This is a genomic window from Neorhizobium vignae (assembly GCF_000732195.1).
Lineage (GTDB): Bacteria > Pseudomonadota > Alphaproteobacteria > Rhizobiales > Rhizobiaceae > Neorhizobium > Neorhizobium vignae.
The window spans coordinates 326,185-344,682 of record NZ_JNNU01000005.1 but is presented as its reverse complement, the minus strand read 5'-3'; the positions used below and the strand labels follow the sequence as shown (position 1 = coordinate 344,682).

General features: G+C 61.5%; 22 protein-coding genes. 6 read left to right on the top strand and 16 right to left on the bottom strand.

Annotated elements, in window-relative coordinates:
- Positions 1–243: 243 nt before the first annotated feature.
- Complete coding sequence (locus GQ59_RS10835) at positions 244–855, top strand: L,D-transpeptidase (RefSeq protein ID WP_037080967.1); 612 nt, start codon at positions 244–246, stop codon at positions 853–855.
- Between the two features lie 77 nt (positions 856–932).
- On the opposite strand, the gene GQ59_RS10830 is transcribed toward GQ59_RS10835, so the two are convergent.
- On the bottom strand, positions 933–1,949 hold the full coding sequence (locus tag GQ59_RS10830) for a zinc-binding alcohol dehydrogenase family protein (RefSeq protein WP_037080965.1): 1,017 nt from the start codon (positions 1,947–1,949) through the stop codon (positions 933–935).
- A 122-nt stretch (positions 1,950–2,071) separates the two neighbouring features.
- Between GQ59_RS10830 and GQ59_RS10825 the strand changes: the two genes are divergently transcribed.
- A complete protein-coding gene (locus GQ59_RS10825) occupies positions 2,072–2,467 on the top strand; it encodes a winged helix-turn-helix transcriptional regulator (RefSeq protein ID WP_037080963.1) in 396 nt (131 codons plus the stop codon).
- Here the strand turns inward: GQ59_RS10825 and GQ59_RS10820 are convergent, their stop codons facing one another.
- Positions 2,468–3,721, bottom strand: coding sequence for an MFS transporter (locus GQ59_RS10820; protein WP_037080962.1), 1,254 nt, complete (start codon positions 3,719–3,721; stop codon positions 2,468–2,470). It abuts the gene before it with no gap.
- Between the two features lie 271 nt (positions 3,722–3,992).
- Here GQ59_RS10820 and GQ59_RS10815 point away from each other — a divergent pair, with 271 nt between their 5' ends.
- Complete coding sequence (locus GQ59_RS10815; RefSeq protein WP_051903900.1) at positions 3,993–4,931, top strand: diacylglycerol/lipid kinase family protein; 939 nt, start codon at positions 3,993–3,995, stop codon at positions 4,929–4,931.
- A gap of 38 nt (positions 4,932–4,969) precedes the next feature.
- Here GQ59_RS10815 and GQ59_RS10810 read toward each other — a convergent pair whose 3' ends face one another.
- Entirely contained in the window at positions 4,970–5,713 is a 744-nt protein-coding gene (locus GQ59_RS10810) for a GGDEF domain-containing protein (RefSeq protein WP_037080960.1), read from the bottom strand.
- 316 nt (positions 5,714–6,029) lie between these two features.
- Between GQ59_RS10810 and GQ59_RS10805 the strand changes: the two genes are divergently transcribed.
- The gene (locus tag GQ59_RS10805; protein WP_037080959.1) at positions 6,030–6,749 is read left to right on the top strand and encodes a hypothetical protein; all 720 of its coding nucleotides are present in this window, start codon (positions 6,030–6,032) and stop codon (positions 6,747–6,749) included.
- 9 nt (positions 6,750–6,758) lie between these two features.
- Here the strand turns inward: GQ59_RS10805 and GQ59_RS10800 are convergent, their stop codons facing one another.
- Positions 6,759–8,093 (bottom strand): glutamine synthetase family protein, encoded by a 1,335-nt coding sequence (locus GQ59_RS10800; RefSeq protein WP_037080957.1) that lies wholly within the window; start codon positions 8,091–8,093, stop codon positions 6,759–6,761.
- Between the two features lie 84 nt (positions 8,094–8,177).
- Between GQ59_RS10800 and GQ59_RS10795 the strand changes: the two genes are divergently transcribed.
- On the top strand, positions 8,178–9,545 hold the full coding sequence (locus GQ59_RS10795; protein ID WP_037080954.1) for an aspartate aminotransferase family protein: 1,368 nt from the start codon (positions 8,178–8,180) through the stop codon (positions 9,543–9,545).
- A gap of 58 nt (positions 9,546–9,603) precedes the next feature.
- Here GQ59_RS10795 and GQ59_RS10790 read toward each other — a convergent pair whose 3' ends face one another.
- A complete protein-coding gene (locus tag GQ59_RS10790) occupies positions 9,604–11,103 on the bottom strand; it encodes an ArnT family glycosyltransferase (RefSeq protein WP_051903899.1) in 1,500 nt (499 codons plus the stop codon).
- The gene (locus GQ59_RS10785) at positions 11,087–12,106 is read right to left on the bottom strand and encodes a glycosyltransferase family 2 protein (protein ID WP_037080953.1); all 1,020 of its coding nucleotides are present in this window, start codon (positions 12,104–12,106) and stop codon (positions 11,087–11,089) included. The genes GQ59_RS10790 and GQ59_RS10785 overlap by 17 nt, the downstream gene beginning before the upstream one ends.
- 85 nt (positions 12,107–12,191) lie before the next feature.
- Between GQ59_RS10785 and GQ59_RS10780 the strand changes: the two genes are divergently transcribed.
- Complete coding sequence (locus GQ59_RS10780; RefSeq protein ID WP_037080951.1) at positions 12,192–13,154, top strand: lysylphosphatidylglycerol synthase transmembrane domain-containing protein; 963 nt, start codon at positions 12,192–12,194, stop codon at positions 13,152–13,154.
- On the opposite strand, the gene GQ59_RS10775 is transcribed toward GQ59_RS10780, so the two are convergent.
- From GQ59_RS10775 to GQ59_RS10735, 10 genes are all read right to left on the bottom strand, one after another.
- Complete coding sequence (locus GQ59_RS10775; RefSeq protein ID WP_037080949.1) at positions 13,151–13,579, bottom strand: type II toxin-antitoxin system VapC family toxin; 429 nt, start codon at positions 13,577–13,579, stop codon at positions 13,151–13,153. The two genes, GQ59_RS10780 and GQ59_RS10775, sit on opposite strands and share 4 nt — an antisense overlap.
- Positions 13,576–13,848, bottom strand: a complete 273-nt coding sequence (locus tag GQ59_RS10770) for a type II toxin-antitoxin system VapB family antitoxin (protein WP_244447948.1) — start codon at positions 13,846–13,848, stop codon at positions 13,576–13,578. The genes GQ59_RS10775 and GQ59_RS10770 overlap by 4 nt, the downstream gene beginning before the upstream one ends.
- Before the next feature lie 54 nt (positions 13,849–13,902).
- Entirely contained in the window at positions 13,903–15,405 is a 1,503-nt protein-coding gene (amn, locus tag GQ59_RS10765) for an AMP nucleosidase (protein WP_037080945.1), read from the bottom strand.
- A gap of 74 nt (positions 15,406–15,479) precedes the next feature.
- A complete protein-coding gene (locus tag GQ59_RS32330; RefSeq protein ID WP_156376348.1) occupies positions 15,480–15,650 on the bottom strand; it encodes a hypothetical protein in 171 nt (56 codons plus the stop codon).
- A gap of 298 nt (positions 15,651–15,948) precedes the next feature.
- On the bottom strand, positions 15,949–16,245 hold the full coding sequence (locus tag GQ59_RS10760; RefSeq protein ID WP_037080944.1) for a hypothetical protein: 297 nt from the start codon (positions 16,243–16,245) through the stop codon (positions 15,949–15,951).
- 452 nt (positions 16,246–16,697) lie between these two features.
- Positions 16,698–16,952, bottom strand: coding sequence for a hypothetical protein (locus GQ59_RS10755; RefSeq protein ID WP_037080942.1), 255 nt, complete (start codon positions 16,950–16,952; stop codon positions 16,698–16,700).
- Between the two features lie 86 nt (positions 16,953–17,038).
- Positions 17,039–17,305 carry a hypothetical protein gene (locus GQ59_RS10750; protein ID WP_037080940.1) on the bottom strand — a complete coding sequence of 89 codons (267 nt, stop codon included), beginning with the start codon at positions 17,303–17,305 and terminating at the stop codon, positions 17,039–17,041.
- An 86-nt stretch (positions 17,306–17,391) separates the two neighbouring features.
- Positions 17,392–17,607, bottom strand: coding sequence for a hypothetical protein (locus tag GQ59_RS10745; protein ID WP_037080938.1), 216 nt, complete (start codon positions 17,605–17,607; stop codon positions 17,392–17,394).
- Positions 17,608–17,685: 78 nt separating this feature from the next.
- Entirely contained in the window at positions 17,686–17,955 is a 270-nt protein-coding gene (locus GQ59_RS10740) for a hypothetical protein (RefSeq protein WP_037080937.1), read from the bottom strand.
- A gap of 87 nt (positions 17,956–18,042) precedes the next feature.
- Complete coding sequence (locus tag GQ59_RS10735) at positions 18,043–18,261, bottom strand: hypothetical protein (RefSeq protein WP_037080935.1); 219 nt, start codon at positions 18,259–18,261, stop codon at positions 18,043–18,045.
- Positions 18,262–18,498: the final 237 nt, after the last annotated feature.

Sequence of the window (18,498 nt, the reverse complement as noted above, 5' to 3'; positions counted from 1 at the left end):
ATCCCGCTGAATTCCTTGGCGTCTGCAAGTAATTTTTCGTCGACGGTTTATGGCCGTGCGCATATCCCAGCCTCCCGGTCGTCGGATGATGCATTTCCCATTGCGCACATGGCATGTCGCATCTCTACATGAGCACCCTTCTGACGCGTTTGTGATGACTGCAACAATCGCCCGTTTAGCACTTCATTAACCATAATATTCTTAAATTCAGCGTCATCTTCTCGACGCATCAAGGACACATTCATGTCGATTTCCCGTCGCGGCTTTCTTGCGGGCCTGCCGCTTCTGCTTGCCGGTTGCGCTTCCACCATCAACGATCAGACGAATTACGCAGCACTGCCGAACGAACAATTCCCGCTGAAGACGGTACCGGTCGAGAACATAAAGCCGGAATTGCGCCGCACGGAAGTCGCCTATGTCACCCCGTATGCAGCCGGCACCGTGGTCGTCGATACGCCGGCCCGCCGCGCCTATTACATCCTCGGCAATGGCCGCGCGATCCGGTACGGCGTCGGCGTCGGCCGCGCGGGCCTGGCGCTTGCCGGCAATGCCTATGTCGGCCGCAAGGCCGAATGGCCGACCTGGACCCCGACCGCAAACATGCAGCGCCGCGAGGAGCGATACCGGAAACTCGCAGGCGGCATGCCCGGCGGTCCGAACAATCCGCTCGGCGCCCGCGCCATGTATCTCTATCGCGGCGGCAACGACACGCATTTCCGCATCCACGGCACCAACCAGCCGGAATCGATCGGGCTTGCCATGTCGAGCGGCTGCATCCGCATGATGAACCACGACGTCGTGGATCTCTACAGCCGCGTCAATGTCGGCGCCAAGGTCGTCGTTATCCAGGCCTGATCCACCGCCAGGCCGTGAAGAAAGCCCGCCGTTTCAGCCACGGCGGGCTTTTTTTATTTTAGCTCATAGCGGCGCGCTCAGAAGCCCGACAGCACGAGCTTACCCTTGGTGCGGTTGCTCTCGATCATCGCATGCGCCGTCTTCAGGTTGGCGGCATTGATCGGCCCCAGCGTTTCGGCAAGCGTTGTGCGGATCTTGCCCGCATCGACCAGTTCGGCGACGTGGTTCAACAGCTTGTGCTGCTCGATCATGTCGGCGGTCTGGAAGACGGCGCGGGCGAACATCATTTCCCAATGCACCGACAGCGCCTTGCTCTTGAAGGCGCGCAGATCCATCGGCTCCTTCGGGTCGTCGATCAGCGCCAGGCGGCCCTGCGGCGCGATCAGCTCCAGGATGTCCTTGAGATGGGTCTCCGTGTGGGTGGTCGAGAAGACGAAGGCGGGCGCGCCGATCGCCATCTGCGCGAGCTGCGGCGCCATGGGCTTGGAATGGTCGAGCACATGGTGGGCGCCGAGCTCCTTGATCCATGCTTGCGTTTCCGGCCGCGAGCCGGTGCCGATGACCGTCACGTCGGAGAGTTCGCGCAGGAGCTGGATGGCGATCGAACCGACCCCGCCGGCGCCGCCGATGACCAGGACCGCGTTCCAGGCACCCGCCACCTTGTCCTGCACCTTCATGCGGTGGAACAGCGCCTCATAGGCCGTGATCGCCGTCAGGGGCAGGGCGGCGGCTTCCTCGAAGCTCAGTGTCTTCGGCTTGAAGCCGACGATGCGCTCGTCGACCAGATGGAATTCCGCATTGGTGCCCGGCCGGTTGATCACGCCGGCGTAATAGACCTCGTCGCCGGGCTTGAAGAGTTTGACGCCCGGGCCGACCGCCTTGACCACGCCCGCCGCATCATAACCGAGGATCCGGTGCTGGCCGGGTTCGACCGCGGCCGAGCGGCGCACTTTGGTATCGACCGGATTGACCGAGACCGCCCTGATCTCCACGAGCAGGTCGCGGCCCGCCGCCTCCGGCATGGGCAGATCGATGTCGATCAACGAGGTTTCGGCGGTAATGGGCTGGGGCATGTTGAAGCCGACGGCGCGCATGGAACGTCTCCTTGGTTGTGTCCTGTTGTCGAGAGACTAGATGGCGCCTATGTTCAAAGAGCGCAAGAATGCACATTTTTGGTCTATAGTACCGAAAAGTATACCGTGAAAGGACGCAGCAGATGTCGAAACCCCGTGCCAAGCTGACCGATAATTTCCCAGGCTGCCCGGTGGAATCGACCCTGAGTTTCCTCGACGGAAAATGGAAGGGCGTGATCCTCTATCACCTGCTGGAAGACGGCACGCTGCGCTTTAACGAACTGCGCCGCCGGATTCCGGCGGTCACCCAGCGCATGCTGACCAAGCAGCTCAGGGAGCTGGAGGAGGCGGGGCTTCTGACCCGCACGGTGTTTCCGGTCGTGCCGCCGCGCGTGGATTATGCGCTGACGCCGATCGGCCTGAGCCTGGAACCGGTCATCGCCGCGCTCCGCCAATGGGGCAAGGAGCACATCATCTGCGAGGATGGCAGAAAATACATGGTGATGCCGGAGGCGCAAAAGCCCTCCAGGGCGGCCTGATCAGGCGGCCACTGCCTTCTTATCAAGCGCCGCCGAGACCGCGAACACGCCGAAGCCGAGCAGCGACAGCACCGCTCCCACATAACCGGTCGCCGCAAAGCCCCAACCCCAGGCGATGACGAGGCCGCCCAGCCAGGCGCCGAGCGCATTGGCGATGTTGAAAGCCGAATGGTTGGAGGCGGCGGCCAGCGTCTGTGCGTCGGCGGCCACATCCATCAGCCGGGTCTGCAGCGCGGGACCGGCGGCGAACCCGCAGCCGATCAGGAAGACGCAGAGGCAGAGCACGACCGGATACTGCGCCCACAGCCCGAAAGCGCCCATGACGATGACGTTGAACACCATGACGCCGCCGATCGTGCCCTTGAGCGACACGTCGGCCAGCCGCGAGCCGACAATATTGCCGACATTCATGCCGATGCCGAACAGTGTGAGCACGATCGCCACCATGCTGACCGACATCCCGGCCGTCACCGTCGTGGTCGAGGCGATATAGCTGAACACCGAGAACATGCCGCCGAAACCGACCGCGGCGATGCCGAGCGTCAGCCACACCTGGGTCCGGCCGAAGGCGCTGAGCTCGCGCCAGATGCTCGCACCTTCATGCACCGTGTCGCGCGGCTGGAAGTACCAGAGCAATGCCACCGTGACGACACCGATGCCGCCGACCAGGAAGAAGGCGGCGCGCCAGCTGAGCATTTGTCCCATGAAGGTGGCGATCGGCGTACCGACGAGCGTCGCGACAGTGAGGCCGAGCATCACCCGGCCGACGGCGCGGGCGCGTTTGTTGGGCGGCACCATCGAGGCGGCCACGAGAGCCGCGACGCCGAAATAGGCGCCATGCGGCAGGCCGGTGACGAATCGCAGCGCAGTAAAGCTCCAGAAGTCCGGTGCCATGGCGCTCGAAATATTGCCGAGCGCGAACACAGTCATCAGGATCAAGAGCAGCGCGCGCCGCGTCATCCGTGCGGCGGCGACCGCGATGATCGGTGCACCGATGACGACGCCGAGCGCATAGGCGCTGATCACGTACCCGGCCATCGGAATGCTGACCTGGTAGGTGGAGGCGACATCCGGGAGCAGACCCATGATGGCGAATTCACCGGTGCCGATGCCGAAACCGCCGACCGCCAATGCGATCTCGATCAGGATGACGGCAAGCCGCGAAAGCCCCGGGGTCTCGTCAGGCGCGCTGTCAAAGACTTCAGGCTCCGAACGGTCGCGAGCGGAATCGAAACGGGCGGCACTATCGGTCATAATATTGATTCTGCTGGAAAAAGACGCGGGTAGGATGTGGGAGACATCCACCCGCTCTGGAGGTGAGCGGGTCATCGAAATGACCGAACTCCAGGCTAACACAGCATTGTGCATTGCGGTAGTATCCGCCATTTATTCAGGTGTGCCCTCACGGGATTGTGAGTTTTTTCCTGAAGTGGCGGCGGGCTTGTTGATAAAGCTCCAGGTCGCAACCATTTCTCTGATGGGCCGTTGTCCCGCGCCAAATCCGCTCCTCTGCAAGCGAGATCAAATGAACCTCTTTGCCGTCTTCAACCGCGATGGCGGTACCTTCCGAACCACCGATATGGACGCCTATTGCGCTCGAGCAGCCGAGACCTTCAAGGCGGCCGGTCACGAGATCGAATGCCATGTGGTGTCCGGCAAGGACGTCGTCTCGACCATGGAAATGGCGGCCTCGACCAAAGGCGTCGAAGGGCTGATCGCCGGCGGCGGCGACGGCACCATCTCGGCGGCCGCCGGCATCGCGTGGAAGAGCGGCATCGCCCTCGGTGTCGTGCCGGCCGGAACCATGAACCTGTTTGCCCGCTCGCTGAAACTGCCGCTCGACATCTGGCAGGTGCTGGATGCGCTGGCAGACGCGACGCCTGAAAACATCGATATCGCCAGTGCCAACGGCAAGAGCTTCGTGCATCAGTTCTCCGCCGGATTGCATGCGCGCATGGTGCGCTACCGCAATTCGATGACCTTCGCCTCGCGGCTCGGCAAGATACGAGCCAGCACGCGGGCGGCGATCGGCGTCATGTTCAATCCGCCGGAATTCGAGGTGGAATACAATGCGGAGGGCAAGACCGGGCATCGCAAGGTCTCTGCGATTTCCGTCTCCAACAACGAATTCGGCCGCGATCCGCTGATGTTCGCCGACAGCCTGACCGGCGGCCATCTCGGCTTCTATGTCGCCGATCCGCTGACGCCGGCAGGCGTGGCGAGACTGACCTTCGACATCATGCGCGGCCGGCTGAAGGAAAGCGCTGCGGTCACCGCGATGACGGTGACCGAACTGGAACTGCATTTTCCGCGCGAACGCCACGACATCCGCTGCGTCATCGACGGCGAACTGCTGCCGATGGACCGCGACGTGCTCCTGAAAATCCACGCAGGCGAACTGACCGTGCTGGTCAACCAGCCGCAGGAGCGCGAAACGCGGGAGCGGGACGGCAGCGGCATCTGAGCGAGTTCGCGGCGGAAGCCGACCGCGCTGCCGACGCTTCAGATGGATGAAACGACCCGATTTCGCCCGAGCGATTTTGCCTCGTATAGATTTACATCGGCGGCTCTGAGGCATTCATGAGGATCGAAGCCCGAAGCACAGTGGATAACTCCTATGCTGGCCGACACCGGAACGCTCGATCGTGAGGCGGAGCGTACCTCCATGCCTTCGATGAGTTCTCGGATATCCTCGCACCCCCTCAACATCTCATCGACAGTCAGGCCACCTTGAAAGAGCGCGAATTCTTCGCCTCCGAGGCGACCCGCGATATGGAATTGCCCTTGATAGGTAGCCAGTATCTGCCCGGTGCGGCGAAGGACCTCGTCACCGATTGCATGACCGTGGCGATCGTTGATCGATTTGAAATGGTCGAGATCCAGGAAAATAAGGGCCCCGGTTACGCCCTCCCGGCTGAAGGTCTGCAGTTCCTCCATGAAGGCGCTGCGGTTCAACAGCCCGGTCAATCCGTCGTGGCGGGACTGCCTGTGAAGTTCCTCGTAGGCGGTGGCCAGTTTTGCGAGTGCTTCGGAGGCCGCGGCCTCCGCCCGTCGAACTCGCTCCGACTGGCTGAAAAGCACGGCCGAGGCGGGAATGGAGATGGCAAGCGGACAAACGATGGTCATCACCAGGCCGGCTCCGGCCACTTCCCCTCCCAGCATCGGAACGAAGGCAAACGACAGGGCCAGAGATGCGAGTAGGGACAAAAGTCCGGTAAGCAGTGACTTGGCGATAACAATACGCATCGGATGTGCCGCAAGACTTCAAATATCCGGCTTCCTTAGGCTCCATGAATTTAAGATAGGCTGAAACTTTCGCTTAAACATCGATGGTGTGCGGCCGATGCGCTGGTCAACCGACCGGGGGAACGGGGCGGCGGCGGGATTTGAGCGAGTTCTAAGCCTGCAATGCAACCTCTTGCATCCGCGCGTTCATATCTCGTTAAATGGAGAGTATTAGATTTTCAACCATTGATAGAATCATTGGTTAGTCTGGCCATGAAGCGCCCGACAAATCGCGGCAATGCCCATCAAGGGAGGTGCGTCGCGGACGAGGGCCGGCATGACTTCCATCTCCGCCGTTCAACCTGGGGCTCTGCTGATTCTTCAGCAGGCGAACGCCCAGCCTGTCGAAAATGAGGAAGACAAGACCGAGGAAAAGAAGGCCGATCTCGTCCTCATGGCGAACGGCATTACCGGCGAACCCGCCAAGGAGACACTGAAGGCCGCCTTCGCGGTGAGCGCCGCCTTCATGGAACTGGACGCCAAGGGCGAGCTGGCCGTCGAGGCGATGGAGTTCATCGACTCGGATCAGTTCAAGGTCACCGACCTGAGCGTCAAGCAGACGCTGAAGCAGCTGATCTCCGAAAACGGGTGGCAATTCATGCAGCTGGTGAAGCAGCAGCAGGAGGCCTACGACGGCGCCATCTCACGCGAAAATTTGTTCGCCATCGTGCTTCCCCAGATGATCGTCAAGAACCGCGAGCGTTTCACCGAGGACGAGATCGAGCTTTCGGTAAGGTTCGAGGACAAGAGCGGCATCATCGTCTTCATTCCCGACAGCGAGGGCAACAGCACCTATAGCGACCTGATGGAAGCTTTGGAGCAGGAGGAGATCAACGCCGCCAAGACCGGGGAGGGGACGGCCCTAGGTGAGCTCAACGCGGAACTCGGTTCCTATACTGCGGCCTGGAGTCAGGCATTCGGCTTCAAACCGGGCGACGTCTACATGTTTATTGATGTCAAAGACATTCTCTACGCCCCATGGATGAAAAAGGCATAGGCCTAAATCCTAGATCCGCGGCAGATAGGTCTGGTAGTCGAAATCCGAGACCGTGCGCAGGTAGGTGATCGCCTCCTTGCGCTTCGTATCGCCATAGAGCTTCTGGTAGCGTGCCCCAAAAACGTCGGCGATGAAGGGCGAGGCGGAAAACTCCTCGACCGCCGTCAGGAAATCGTGCGTCAGCTTTTTCGTGCCGGCCGGCGGCTCCTTGCCCGGTTCGGTCGCAGGACCCGGGTCTAATGTTTCGTCCAATCCTAAAAGCACGCCGCCGAGAATGGCGGTCAGCAGCAGGTATGGATTGACGTCGGCACCGGCGACGCGGTGTTCGATGCGGGCGGCGGGCCCATGGGCGTCCGGAATGCGCACCGCAGTCCCCCTATGACCGTAGCCCCAGTCGATATCGACCGGCGCGAAGGATCCCGGCTGGAATCGGCGGTAGGAATTGGCAAACGGAGCGAAGATCAGTTGCGCGTCGCGCATCGTCTTCAACATTGCGGCGCAGACGGATTTCAGCCGCACCGGATCGCCACCCCTGGCATCCAGCACATTGTTGCCGTCTCGGTCGATGATGCTCGCATGCACATGCAGGCCAGAACCCGCATGCTCCGCATAGGGTTTTGCCATGCAGGTGGATTTCAGCCCATGTTTCTTCGCCGCCTGTTCGGCGATGCGCTTGAGATAGATGCAGTCGTCTGCCGCCGCCAGTGCATCGGCGCGGTGGAGAAGATTGATCTCGAACTGGCCGGGGCCGAATTCCGCGGTCGTCGCATCCGCCGGCAGCCCTTGAGCCTTGGCCCAGGCCCGCACAGTCTGCAGATAGTCGTCGAGCGCATCGACCGCCCTCATGTCGTAGAGCTGGAAACCGTTCGGCTCGCCGCGATACATGAGGCTGGCCGGCGGGCGCGGCCTTCCGGTCTCGCGCCAGTCGTCCTCGATCACGTAGAATTCGAGCTCGGTCGCCACGACCGGCGTGAGACCACGTTCGTCGAAGCGCTTGAGAAGGGCTGCGAGGATGGCGCGGGGATCCATGAAGGAAGGCGTGCCATCGAATTCGTGCATGGTCGAGAGAACCTGCTTCGACCCTTCCGGCGCCCATGGCATCGGTGCAAGGCTACGCTTATCGGGAATGCACAGGCCGTCGGGATCGCCGACCGATAGCGACAGGCCGGTAATGTCGTCATTGTCGTCGCCCCAGATATCCAGCGATTGGGTGGAGGAGGGCAGGCGCACCGTGCCGTCCCAGACCTTCTTTTCGGCCTCGATCGGGATCTGTTTGCCGCGCAGGTCGCCGTTCATGCCGACGAGCAGGATTTCGATGCGGGGCGGTGCGGTCTCTAGGGCCATGAGGAATGTCTTTTGACGGGTGTTGCGGAACTCTGTTCGTAACCGATAAGAATTGACGGCACAATCTGAGGCAGAGAGACAGTCATGACCGATATGCCGCCACTTTCCAATCTCGCCGCCATCGACGCCGCCCATCACCTGCATCCGTTCTCGGACATGAAGCAGCTGAACGCCAAGGGCGCGCGGGTCATCCAGCGCGCCGAGGGCGTCCATATCTACGATTCGGCGGGCAGGAAATATCTCGATGCCTTTGCCGGCCTCTGGTGCGTCAATGTCGGTTACGGCCGCAAGTCGATCGCCGATGCCGCCTATAGGCAGATGCAGGAACTGCCCTATTACAACACCTTCTTCGGCACCACGACCGAGCCGGCGGCGCTGCTCGCCCAGAAGATCGCCTCCCATGCCGGCGAAAACCTGAAGCGCGTCTTCTTCACCAATTCCGGCTCGGAGGCGACCGACACGTGGTTCCGCATGGCGCGGGTCTACTGGAAGGCTTTGGGCAAGCCGGAAAAGACCTTGGTCATCGCCCGCAGGAACGCCTATCACGGCTCGACCGTCGCCGGCGCCTCGCTCGGCGGCATGAAGCTGATGCACGAACAGGGCAATCTGCCGATCGAAGGCATCCACCACATCAACCAGCCCTATTGGTATGCGGAGGGCGGCGATCTTTCGCCAGCCGAATTCGGCCTGAAGGTCGCCCGCGAGCTGGAGGCGAAGATCGACGAACTCGGAGAAGACCGCGTCGCCGCCTTCGTCGCCGAGCCGATCCAGGGGGCAGGGGGCGTTATCATTCCTCCGGAAACCTATTGGCCGGAAATCGCCCGCATCTGCAAGGCGCGTAACGTCCTGTTGGTTTCCGACGAGGTGATCTGCGGCTTCGGCCGGCTTGGGCACTGGTTCGGCCACCAGCATTTCGGCTTCGAGCCGGATCTGGCCCCGATCGCCAAGGGCCTGTCCTCCGGTTACCTGCCGATCGGCGGCGTGCTGGTCAGCGACCGCGTCGCCAACGTGATGGTCGAGGAGCTGGGCGATTTCTACCACGGCTTCACCTATTCCGGTCACCCGGTTGCGGCTGCCGCGGCCCTGGAAAACATCCGAATCATCGAGGAGGAGGGGCTCGTCGAGCGCGTCCGCGACGATATCGGCCCCTATTTCGCCGCGGCCTGGAAGAGCCTCGAGGACCATGCGGTCGTCGGCCAGGCCGAAAGCGTCGGCCTGATCGGTGGCCTGCAACTAGCCGCCGACAAATCCACCCGCCGCCGTTATGCCAAGCCAGACGATATCGGCTCGCTGGTGCGCAATCACTGCGTCGAAAACGGCCTCATCCTGCGCGCCACCGGCGACCGCATGCTGGCTTCGCCGGCGCTGACGATCAGCCGTTCGGAAGTGGATGAGGTGATCGAAAAGCTACGCGCCGCGTTGGACCATCTGCGGGACACAGTAAGGGACTGAGCCGCCACCGCGAGTCAATCTCCCCCGCAAGGGGGGAGAGGGAGCCTGCCGCCGATCTCTATCTGCCTGGCTCCACCCACGCATACCCGAACGCGACGCTGTCCCGCCCGCCGGAGAAGAGATAGGGCACGGTCTTGGTCGCCGGCGCCAAACCTTCCGCTGCAACGCCGTTCGCCTGCAGATATGGCTTGAGAGCATCGAGCGTTTCACCACCGCCCTGCCAGATGATCAGCCCCGGCTGGCGTCTCTCCGCCTCGCCGAGCGGCGGCGTCTGCCCGAAACTCTGCAGCAGCACGCGAGCCTGCGGCAGTTCCAGCCGGGCGCTGGCGGCAAGATAGGGATCGTCGGTCATCACGTAGGCCGGCTTGGTATCGGCATGCTCCGCCACCACCTGTCTGATGAACGGCCCGGACGGCAGGTTTTCCTTGGTATAATCGCGGAATATCGGGCCGATGACATTGCCGAGCGCGACATAGACGACGAAGCCGAGCGCCAGCACAGCCACTGGAAACAGCAGCCGCGGGATGCTGCGGCTCGTATCCGCATTGGCCGCCTCAAGCTTCAGGCACAGATAGAGCGGCAGCAGAACCAGGAAGGGCGACAGCCATTTTTCGCTGATGCTGGTGGCGCCGAAACCGAGCCCGATCAGCCCGACGGCAATCAGGCAGATGACGAGCGTCCGGCCGATCACCCGCGTCCATTGGTTCGTCGCCCGCCATGCATCGACCAGCGTCCGCCGGAAGGCGATCAGGAAAAAGGCGAGCACCGGCAGTCCGCCGGTCAATATAGCAAGGAAAAGCGTGCCGATGCCGGAAAGCCGGTCGAGGATGGGGTTGCCCGAAGCATCCTCCCGCATCGCCTTGATCGTCCCGGCCGTGGCTTCACCCAGGTTTCCGAGCACCCAAAGCCCATGCGGCAGGCAGATCATCGCTGTGACGGCAAGCGCCGGGATAAGCCGCCAGTCGAGAATGCGCCTGCGCAAATCCGGCTCCGGCAGGATGGCCAGGATCGCCGCGACGGGCACGATGACGAAATTATACTTGGCGATCAGCCCGAACCCGACCGCGATGCCGGTGAGCAGGTAGGTCCAAAGGGTTGGCCGCGTCAGCGTCCTGAGGAAACCGTAGAAGAACAGCGCGACGGCAAACAGCGTAGCGATGGCATGCGTCAGGTCCCGTTGCGCCATGACGCTGACCGCCGGCATGGCGATCACGCCGATCATGGCGACGGCGACGAGGCGTCGGTCCTTGAGCAGGATCCGCGCCGCGAGCCCGTAGACCGCGCAGGTGAGGAAAAGCAGCAGGTTCTTGACGAGCGAGATCGCAAAAACCGACGGGCCGATCAGGTGCACGACGCCGTATTGCAGCCAGTTGTAGAACGGCGGCTGACGGCCGTAGCCCATCAACAGGAACTGCGACTGGTAGAGCTGTTCTGCCTCGTCGCTTTCGAGCGCCTCCGATCGCAGCACCCGAAGGATGACCGCGAGCACATAATATGCGGCGATCAGCCAGAGGATGAGGTCGGGACGGCGTGCAAGCGCGTCAGTGATGCGCCGCATCGCCCTCATAGACTTCCCTGACGATGTAGCTGAGGGCGGTATCTTCCCGGTAATAGGTGCGGGCGATCATTTCGGCGAGAATGCCGGTGGTGATCATCTGCACCGCTGACAGGAACAGCATGACGCCGATGAGGAACAGCGGCCGGGTGCCGATGTCGTTGCCCATGACGAACTTGTCGATGAACAGGTAAAACAGGATGATCGCCGACAGCGCCCCGAGCCCGAGGCCGAGCGAGCCGAAGAAATGCCCCGGCCGCGCCTTGAAGCGCATGAAGAACATCACCGACAGCAGATCGAGAATCACCCGGAAGGTGCGGGAAATCCCGTATTTGGAAACGCCGTGCTGGCGCGCATGGTGGGTCACCGGCATTTCGCCGATCCGCGAACTCGGCACCACGCCGGCCACCCAGGCCGGAATGAAGCGGTGCATCTCGCCCATCAGCTTGACCTGCCTGATGACCGAACCGCGATAAATCTTCAGCGAGCAGCCATAGTCGTGCAGCCGCACGCCGGTAATCCGGCCGATCAGCCGATTGGCGATGAAGGACGGCACCTTGCGCATCAACAGGCCGTCCTGTCGGTTCTTGCGCCAGCCGACGAGCAGATCCAGCTCGCGCCGCTCCAGCTCGGCCACCATGCCGGGAATGTCCTTCGGGTCGTTCTGCAGGTCGCCGTCGAGCGTGGCGATCAGCCGGCCTTCCGCCTGGTTGATGCCGGCCTGCATGGCGGCCGTCTGGCCGAAATTGCGCTGCAGCGCGACGATTTTGAGGTCGAGGCCCGGCCGATTGAGCGCTTCGCGGGCATTGGCGATCGTCGCATCCGTGCTGCCGTCGTCGACGAGAATGAGTTCCCAGGTCGTGGCGTAACCGTCCATCGCCGCGCAGATCCGCTCGATCAGCGGGCCGACGCTTTCTTCTTCGTTGAAGAGGGGCACGACGAGGGACAGTTCGATCGGCTCGGCCGTCTCGATGAGGCCCGTCACCGACTCTGCTGTTGTACGCACCTTGCGTTTCTCCTAAACCACGGGCTTGAAACGGCGCGCCTCGATGGCGGCAAAACCCGAAATATCACATGGGGCACCCTACTATATGAAGAATTCTCCGGTTGCCAGCCGGGCATGGATAATTCGCCACGCGATGACGCTCGCAACGTTGGCGATCATCGCCCTCTACGCCGTGTTCATCCAATGGGTCTGGGGCTGGCAGAGCGTCGTGTCGCTGTGGAGCAGCGCCGGCTGGGGCTCGGCGGCGGTAGCGCTGGTGCTGCTGCTCGGCACCTATGTCCTTAGAACCTGGCGCATCTACGACTATTTCCCGGCCGAGACCGGCGGCCGGTTCGGCACGCTGCTGCGGCTCGTCCAGGTTCATAACCTCTTGAACATCATGCTGCCCTTCCGCACCGGCGAGGCGAGCTTTCCGCTGCTGATGAAGCGCGAATTCGGCCTGGGCGTTGCGCGCAGCACCGCAGCGCTGTTGGTCATGCGGCTTTTCGACCTGCACGCCCTGCTCGCCGCCGCCGGCACCGGGCTGGCGCTGCAGACAGGGAAACTCTGGGCCTGGGCGCTCTGGCTCGCCTTCCTCATCCTGCCGGCAATCGCCTTCGCGCTGCGCGGCCCGGCCTTCCGGTTTGCGGCCAAGATCCTGCCGAACAAGGCGAAAAAACTGCTCGACGAGATCAAAGCTGGCCTGCCGCTCGATGCGAAGGCCTTCGCCCGTGCCTGGGGCGCGACGCTGATCAACTGGTTCACCAAGATCGCCGTTCTCGCCTGGGTCCTCGGCCTTTTGGGTGACCTCTCGATCGCCGCAAGTTTCGGCGGCGCCCTCGGCGGCGAACTCTCTTCGGTGCTTCCGGTCCACGCCCCCGCCGGCGTCGGCACCTATCCCGCCGGCATCACCGCCGGCGCCGTCGCCTTCGGTGCCGGCACCGCCGGACTGCCCCTGGAGGAACTCGGCCAGGCGGCCGTCAATGCGCATCTCCTGGTGATCGTCTCGTCGCTGGTGGGGACGGCGCTGTCATTGCTGGTGGCGAGGCCGACACATCATCGCAGTTAAGCCAATTCGCTCAGCGATATCGCCACGTCCCGGAGTTCCGCTTCAGAGCTTTGGCGCAGCTTCCGAACAAGGCTTTCATCTGCGGTGACGAAGCGAATGTCCTCCTTGAGCGCAAGCGCCAGATAGATGCAGTCATAAGCCGGATGATCGAGTTTGATTGCCAATTCGACGCTGGACGTGAAAGACGGCAGCATTTCCCGCAATTGCAGGACCGAGCCTTCGATGAGCCTTGCGGCAAAATGCGCCTCAGCAGCGGAAAGCTCGCCGCGCCGCGACTTCTTCCAGAGGATGTTGGCGCATTCGGTGAGGATCAATTCCGGAGCAACCAGCGTGTTAGCCTGGAGTAGCGACAGCGCCTCAGGGGTTCCCTCTTCCTGGACCACCCATTTGATGACGACGCTTGCGTCGACGACGAACGTTGTCACCGTTCCCCGCGTCCCTCACGCATCAACACTTCTGAAGGCGTGTGAAGACGATCCGCGGTCAAGGCCCGAAATTCGGACGCCAATGTCTCAAAGGTCGGTCGGCTGTGATGCGGACCGTCCCAGCCCAGGCCGGAAAGTTCGCTCAGAGCTCGACGCTGGCGTTCATTCGTGACGAATCGACGAAGTATCTCTTCTACGGTCGCCGTGGTCGGCAAACCGGTAATTTCCTTCGCTTCGTTTAGCAGTTCATCGTCGAGATTTAAGGACATTCGCATCTGGAGCCCTCCGGAGACACCAGAATATAGTCCTAAATCAGGGCGATGTCACTGAAACGCCGTCTCATAAAAGCTTCTCAGCTTGCGTGAATGCAGCGTCTCGGTCGGCATGGCCGCGAGTTTCTGCACGGCGCGGATGCCGATCTGCAGGTGCTGGCTGACCTGGGTGCGGTAGAAGGCGGTCGCCATGCCGGGCAGTTTCAGTTCGCCATGCAGCGGCCGGTCGGAGACGCAGAGCAGCGTTCCGTAGGGCACGCGGAAGCGGAACCCGTTGGCGGCGATCGTCGCCGATTCCATGTCGAGGGCGATTGCCCTTGACTGGGAGAGCCGCTTCACCGGTCCGCGCTGGTCGCGCAGTTCCCAGTTACGGTTGTCGATGGTCGCGACCGTGCCGGTGCGCATGATCCGCTTCAGCTCGAAGCCCTGGTAGCCGGTGACCTCCTCGACGGCGCTTTCGAGCGCCTGCTGCACTTCGGCAAGGGCGGGGATCGGGATCCACACAGGCAGGTCGTCGTCGAGCACGTGGTCCTCGCGCACATAGGCATGCGCCAGCACATAGTCGCCGAGGCGTTGGCTGTTGCGCAGGCCGGCGCAATGGCCGACCATCAGCCAGGCATGCGGTCGCAGCACGGCGATATGGTCGGTGATCGTTTTCGCGTTCGAAGGCCCGACGCCGATATTGACGAGCGTGATGCCCGCATGGCCCTTTTTCTTCAGGTGATAGGCCGGCATCTGCGGCATGCGCACGACGGCGTCGGTTTCCGGCTTGTCGCTGCCCGCAAGGGTAACGAGGTTGCCGGGCTCGACGAAGGCCGTATAGCCGTCGCCACCCCTGGCCATCATCTCGCGCGCCCAGGCGGCGAATTCGTCGATGTAGAACTGATAGTTCGTGAACAGCACGAAGTTCTGGAAATGATCCGCGCTGGTCGCCGTATAGTGGCTGAGGCGGGCGAGCGAATAGTCGATGCGCTGCGCGGTGAACGGCGCAAGCGGCGCCGGCTCTCCGGGCACCTGGTCGTATTCGCCGTTGGCTATCAGGTCGTCGGTGTTGTTGAGATCCGGCGTGTCGAAGAGGTCGCGCAGCGAGATGTCGGCGAGCGAACTGGTCGCGGATGCTTCGACATGTGCGCCTTCGCTGAAGGCGAAATGCAGCGGGATCGGTGTTGTCGATTCCGAAATCGTCACCGGAACGCTGTGGTTGCGCATCAGGAGGCCGAGCTGTTCTTTCAGGTAATGCCGGAACAGCTTCGGCCGCGTGATCGTCGTCGTATAGACGCCGGGCGACGAGACATGGCCGTAGGACAGGCGCGAGTCGGCGTGGCCAAAGGAGGTCGTCTCGATGCTGACCTGCGGATAGCAGGCACGGTAGCGGCCGGTCACGGCCGCACCATCGGCAAGCGCCCCAAACGCGTCGATCAGGAATTTCGTATTGCGTTCGTAAAGTTCGGTCAGGGCGTCGACCGCCTCGACCGGATTGTCGAATGCGCGCGGCTCTACCGGGCTTGGGCTGATGAAGGAAAGCGGGGTCAAGGAAAAGATTCGTGTGTTCATGCGCTATTATAGAGAGAACTCGATAACAATCAAACGACGTTGAAACGCTCCCGCCGATTGAACACCTGGACTTTTCAAAGGGCCGCGACGCAGTTCGGCGTGGCGGGATGATAGCAGGGCACCCCGGTGCCAAGATGCACGCGCAGATCGTTGCGCGCCGGAACGGCCACGAGTGCCGCAAAGGCGAATGCGAAAATGGTCATGATCAGCGTCACGATTGTCAGGCGGCGTGCAAGGATGGTCATGGTTCTCTCCCCAAAGCCAATGACGGCAGAATAAAGGCGCGGGGCTGAATGCGTCCTGAGAGAGAGTTTCATCCAGGGTTCAGAATGGTTAACGCCGAATGGGCGGGCGGTGCGACGAAAATCGTTCATGACGCCGTCGGCGGTAACATCCGCTCGCCGAGGCGTAGCCGCGCCCCCAGAGACGGCATCCATGAAAAAAGCCGGCCACGAGGGCCGGCTTCAAATTGGTCTGTCGGTGGAGAGGTCATCCCGTGCGTCGTTGCGACCTGCGCGGGATGCGGTATCTTGAAGCAACTGCTTAGTTATGCGGACGCAACGTACCGTCGTAGTAGTCGCCTTCGTCCTGTCCACCATCGAGATCGGCGTTGCCGCTCGCGTTGTTGTTGTACATGTAGCCGGCGCTCGGATAGATGCTGCCGGTCGACATGGTGTCCACGCCCTGACCGCGATCCTGACCGCGATCCTGCTGGATGGTCGGCGGCGAATGAGGCAGGCCGTCCGGGTCCGAATAGACCGCATTTTGTGCTGCGGCGGCACCGGCGAAACCGGCCGAAATGATAAGAGCGGCAATACCGGAAGTGAGATAGGTTTTCATTTTCCAGTCCTTTCCATCTGTTTTCATGGTGCGAAGCGATAGGTTCATCGCTCCGTCCGAGCTACAAATCCCTGGAAGGGAGGATCGTTCCAATAGAAATGGGGCGGACATGCCAACTCCCGGTTTTTTCTGAACGCCAGAAAAGTCTGTAATATTGCGGGAAACCGGCTGCGCAGGGCCAAATGCAGGAAATCTCACGAAGAAGAGCATCAACGTGATTGATTCGTGGAAAAGCTTCACTTAATCTTGAACTCGATGGCTGGTTTCAGAGTCCGGCCATCACGCACCGGAAAGACGATTGCGACCCGTCTTTCCAATCGGTGTCTTGAATGAACTGCGAATACCAGCCGCTCGCGCGGCTGGTATTTCATTTTTTCCGTATGTTTGCTGTCTGTTTGATCCCGCACCGGGCAAGGCTCTGTGCGGCTATCGATGGCGAACGAACTTAGGCGTTAGTTCGGGCGGTTGACGCCGCTGTAGTAGTCGCCGCTGTCCAGATCGGAAGCGCGGTTATCGCGGCCACCGCCATTGTTGAACGGAAGCTTGCCGTCCTGACGATCGATGCTGCCGGTGTTCAGGCGATCGATGGATGTGGCGGGCCCGGTCTTCTGGGTGCCCTGGTAATAGTCGCCTTCAGCAAGTGCTGCACCGGCGAACGAAACCGAAGCGATCAGGGCTGCGGCGAGGGCGGAAGTGATCTTTGTCATTGTCTTGTGCCTTTCAGAGTTGCCCGCGGCAGTGAGTTTGCGACCCGTCCTGCGGACATATGTGGGGTATCTTGAATAGGAGGCGGTTAGTTCGGACGAACTGCGCCTTCGTAGTAGTCGCCACGGTTCAGGGTGACCGTGCCGTCGAACGACTGGCTCGACTGGGCAGAACCATGGGCGCGAGCGATCGAACCGGTATAGCCGAAGCTGTCGACGCGAGCGCCATGGACGGACTGAGCCTGCTGGGTGGGCTGTGCGCCTTCGTAATAGTCGCCTTCGTCAGCAAGGACGGCGGTGGCGAAGGAAGCCGAAGCGATGAAGGCTGCGGCGATAGCGGAAGTGATCCTGGTCATTGTGGTAGTCCTTTCAGAGTGTTCCGCGGCTTCAAAGTTTGCGACCTGGCCTGCGGATCGTTGTTCGGTATCTTGATGAGTTGCTGTTAGTTCGGGCGGTTTGCGCCGTCGAAATAGTCGCCGCTGTTGACGTCGGCCTTCTGGGCATCAACATTCTGGTCGATGCTGCCGGTCTGAACGTGGTCGACGGTAGCGGAAGCCTTGGCGGCGCCTTCGTAATAGTCGCCTTCAGCGAGAGCTACGGAAGCGAAGGAAGCCGAAGCGATAAGGGCGGCGGCGAATGCGGAAGTGATCTTGGTCATTGTGGTAGTCCCTTCAGAGTTGTCCGAGGCTCTTAGTTTGCGACCTGGCCTGCGGACGATTGTTTCGATGTGTTGCGGTTAGTTCGGACGAACTGCGCCTTCGTAATAGTCGCCACGGTTCAGGGTGACCGTGCCGTCGAAGGACTGGTTCGAACCCTGAGCGTTGGAGACCGAGCCCGTGTAGCCGTAGCTGGCCGAACCCTGAGCCTTCTGATGTGTTGCCGGGTGCTGCTGGCCGGCCGACGGCGGAGTAACGCCTTCGTAGTAGTTGCCTTCAGCAAGGGCGGCGGTGGCGAAGGAGGCCGAAGCGATCAAGGCAGCGGCGATAGCGGAAGTGATCCTGGTCATTGTGGTAGTCCTTTCAGAGTGTTCCGCGGCTTCAAAGTTTGCGACCTGGCCTGCGGATTGTTGTTCGGTATCTTGAATGAGCTGCGATTAGTTCGGGCGGTTTGCGCCTTCATAATAGTCGCCGCGGCCGATCGAAGCGGGGATCTGGTTCTGTTGATCCTGAGCAATGCTGCCGGTCTGAACGTGGTCGACGGTAGCGGAGGCCTTGGAGGCACCTTCATAATAGTCGCCTTCAGCGAGGGCGACGGAAGCGAACGAGGCGGAAGCGATAAGGGCTGCTGCGAATGCGGAAGTGATCTTGGTCATTGTCTTTATCCTTGGGTTATGTTCGGTTCGGTCTTGGGTCGAACCAGAGTGAATTTCTGTTTGCGATGCTGATATCGGACCGATCGGTTCGATCCGAAAGCCCTCATTTCGGCGACTGCTGTCAACGAAACGTTGACAGCGAAAACGGCCGGGAAAAAATGCACGTAATGGGAGTGTATAGTGGCCAGTTCTCGAGAAAAGCCACGAATAAATCGATTAGGTTACGATTTGTTAAGA

Coding starts and splice junctions, on each gene's coding strand:
- GQ59_RS10780 (WP_037080951.1), top strand. CDS start 12,192: ATGAAGAATTCTCCGGTTGCCAGCCGGGCATGGATAATTCGCCACGCG.
- GQ59_RS10815 (WP_051903900.1), top strand. CDS start 3,993: ATGAACCTCTTTGCCGTCTTCAACCGCGATGGCGGTACCTTCCGAACC.
- GQ59_RS10830 (WP_037080965.1), bottom strand. CDS start 1,949: ATGCGCGCCGTCGGCTTCAACATGCCCCAGCCCATTACCGCCGAAACC.
- GQ59_RS10795 (WP_037080954.1), top strand. CDS start 8,178: ATGACCGATATGCCGCCACTTTCCAATCTCGCCGCCATCGACGCCGCC.
- GQ59_RS10825 (WP_037080963.1), top strand. CDS start 2,072: ATGTCGAAACCCCGTGCCAAGCTGACCGATAATTTCCCAGGCTGCCCG.
- amn (WP_037080945.1), bottom strand. CDS start 15,405: ATGAACACACGAATCTTTTCCTTGACCCCGCTTTCCTTCATCAGCCCA.
- GQ59_RS10735 (WP_037080935.1), bottom strand. CDS start 18,261: ATGACCAAGATCACTTCCGCATTCGCAGCAGCCCTTATCGCTTCCGCC.
- GQ59_RS10800 (WP_037080957.1), bottom strand. CDS start 8,093: ATGGCCCTAGAGACCGCACCGCCCCGCATCGAAATCCTGCTCGTCGGC.
- GQ59_RS10770 (WP_244447948.1), bottom strand. CDS start 13,848: ATGTCCTTAAATCTCGACGATGAACTGCTAAACGAAGCGAAGGAAATT.
- GQ59_RS10740 (WP_037080937.1), bottom strand. CDS start 17,955: ATGACCAGGATCACTTCCGCTATCGCCGCTGCCTTGATCGCTTCGGCC.
- GQ59_RS10790 (WP_051903899.1), bottom strand. CDS start 11,103: ATGCGGCGCATCACTGACGCGCTTGCACGCCGTCCCGACCTCATCCTC.
- GQ59_RS10805 (WP_037080959.1), top strand. CDS start 6,030: ATGACTTCCATCTCCGCCGTTCAACCTGGGGCTCTGCTGATTCTTCAG.
- GQ59_RS10820 (WP_037080962.1), bottom strand. CDS start 3,721: ATGACCGATAGTGCCGCCCGTTTCGATTCCGCTCGCGACCGTTCGGAG.
- GQ59_RS10745 (WP_037080938.1), bottom strand. CDS start 17,607: ATGACCAAGATCACTTCCGCATTCGCCGCCGCCCTTATCGCTTCGGCT.
- GQ59_RS32330 (WP_156376348.1), bottom strand. CDS start 15,650: ATGACCATCCTTGCACGCCGCCTGACAATCGTGACGCTGATCATGACC.
- GQ59_RS10760 (WP_037080944.1), bottom strand. CDS start 16,245: ATGAAAACCTATCTCACTTCCGGTATTGCCGCTCTTATCATTTCGGCC.
- GQ59_RS10755 (WP_037080942.1), bottom strand. CDS start 16,952: ATGACAAAGATCACTTCCGCCCTCGCCGCAGCCCTGATCGCTTCGGTT.
- GQ59_RS10835 (WP_037080967.1), top strand. CDS start 244: ATGTCGATTTCCCGTCGCGGCTTTCTTGCGGGCCTGCCGCTTCTGCTT.
- GQ59_RS10810 (WP_037080960.1), bottom strand. CDS start 5,713: ATGCGTATTGTTATCGCCAAGTCACTGCTTACCGGACTTTTGTCCCTA.
- GQ59_RS10750 (WP_037080940.1), bottom strand. CDS start 17,305: ATGACCAGGATCACTTCCGCTATCGCCGCAGCCTTCATCGCTTCGGCT.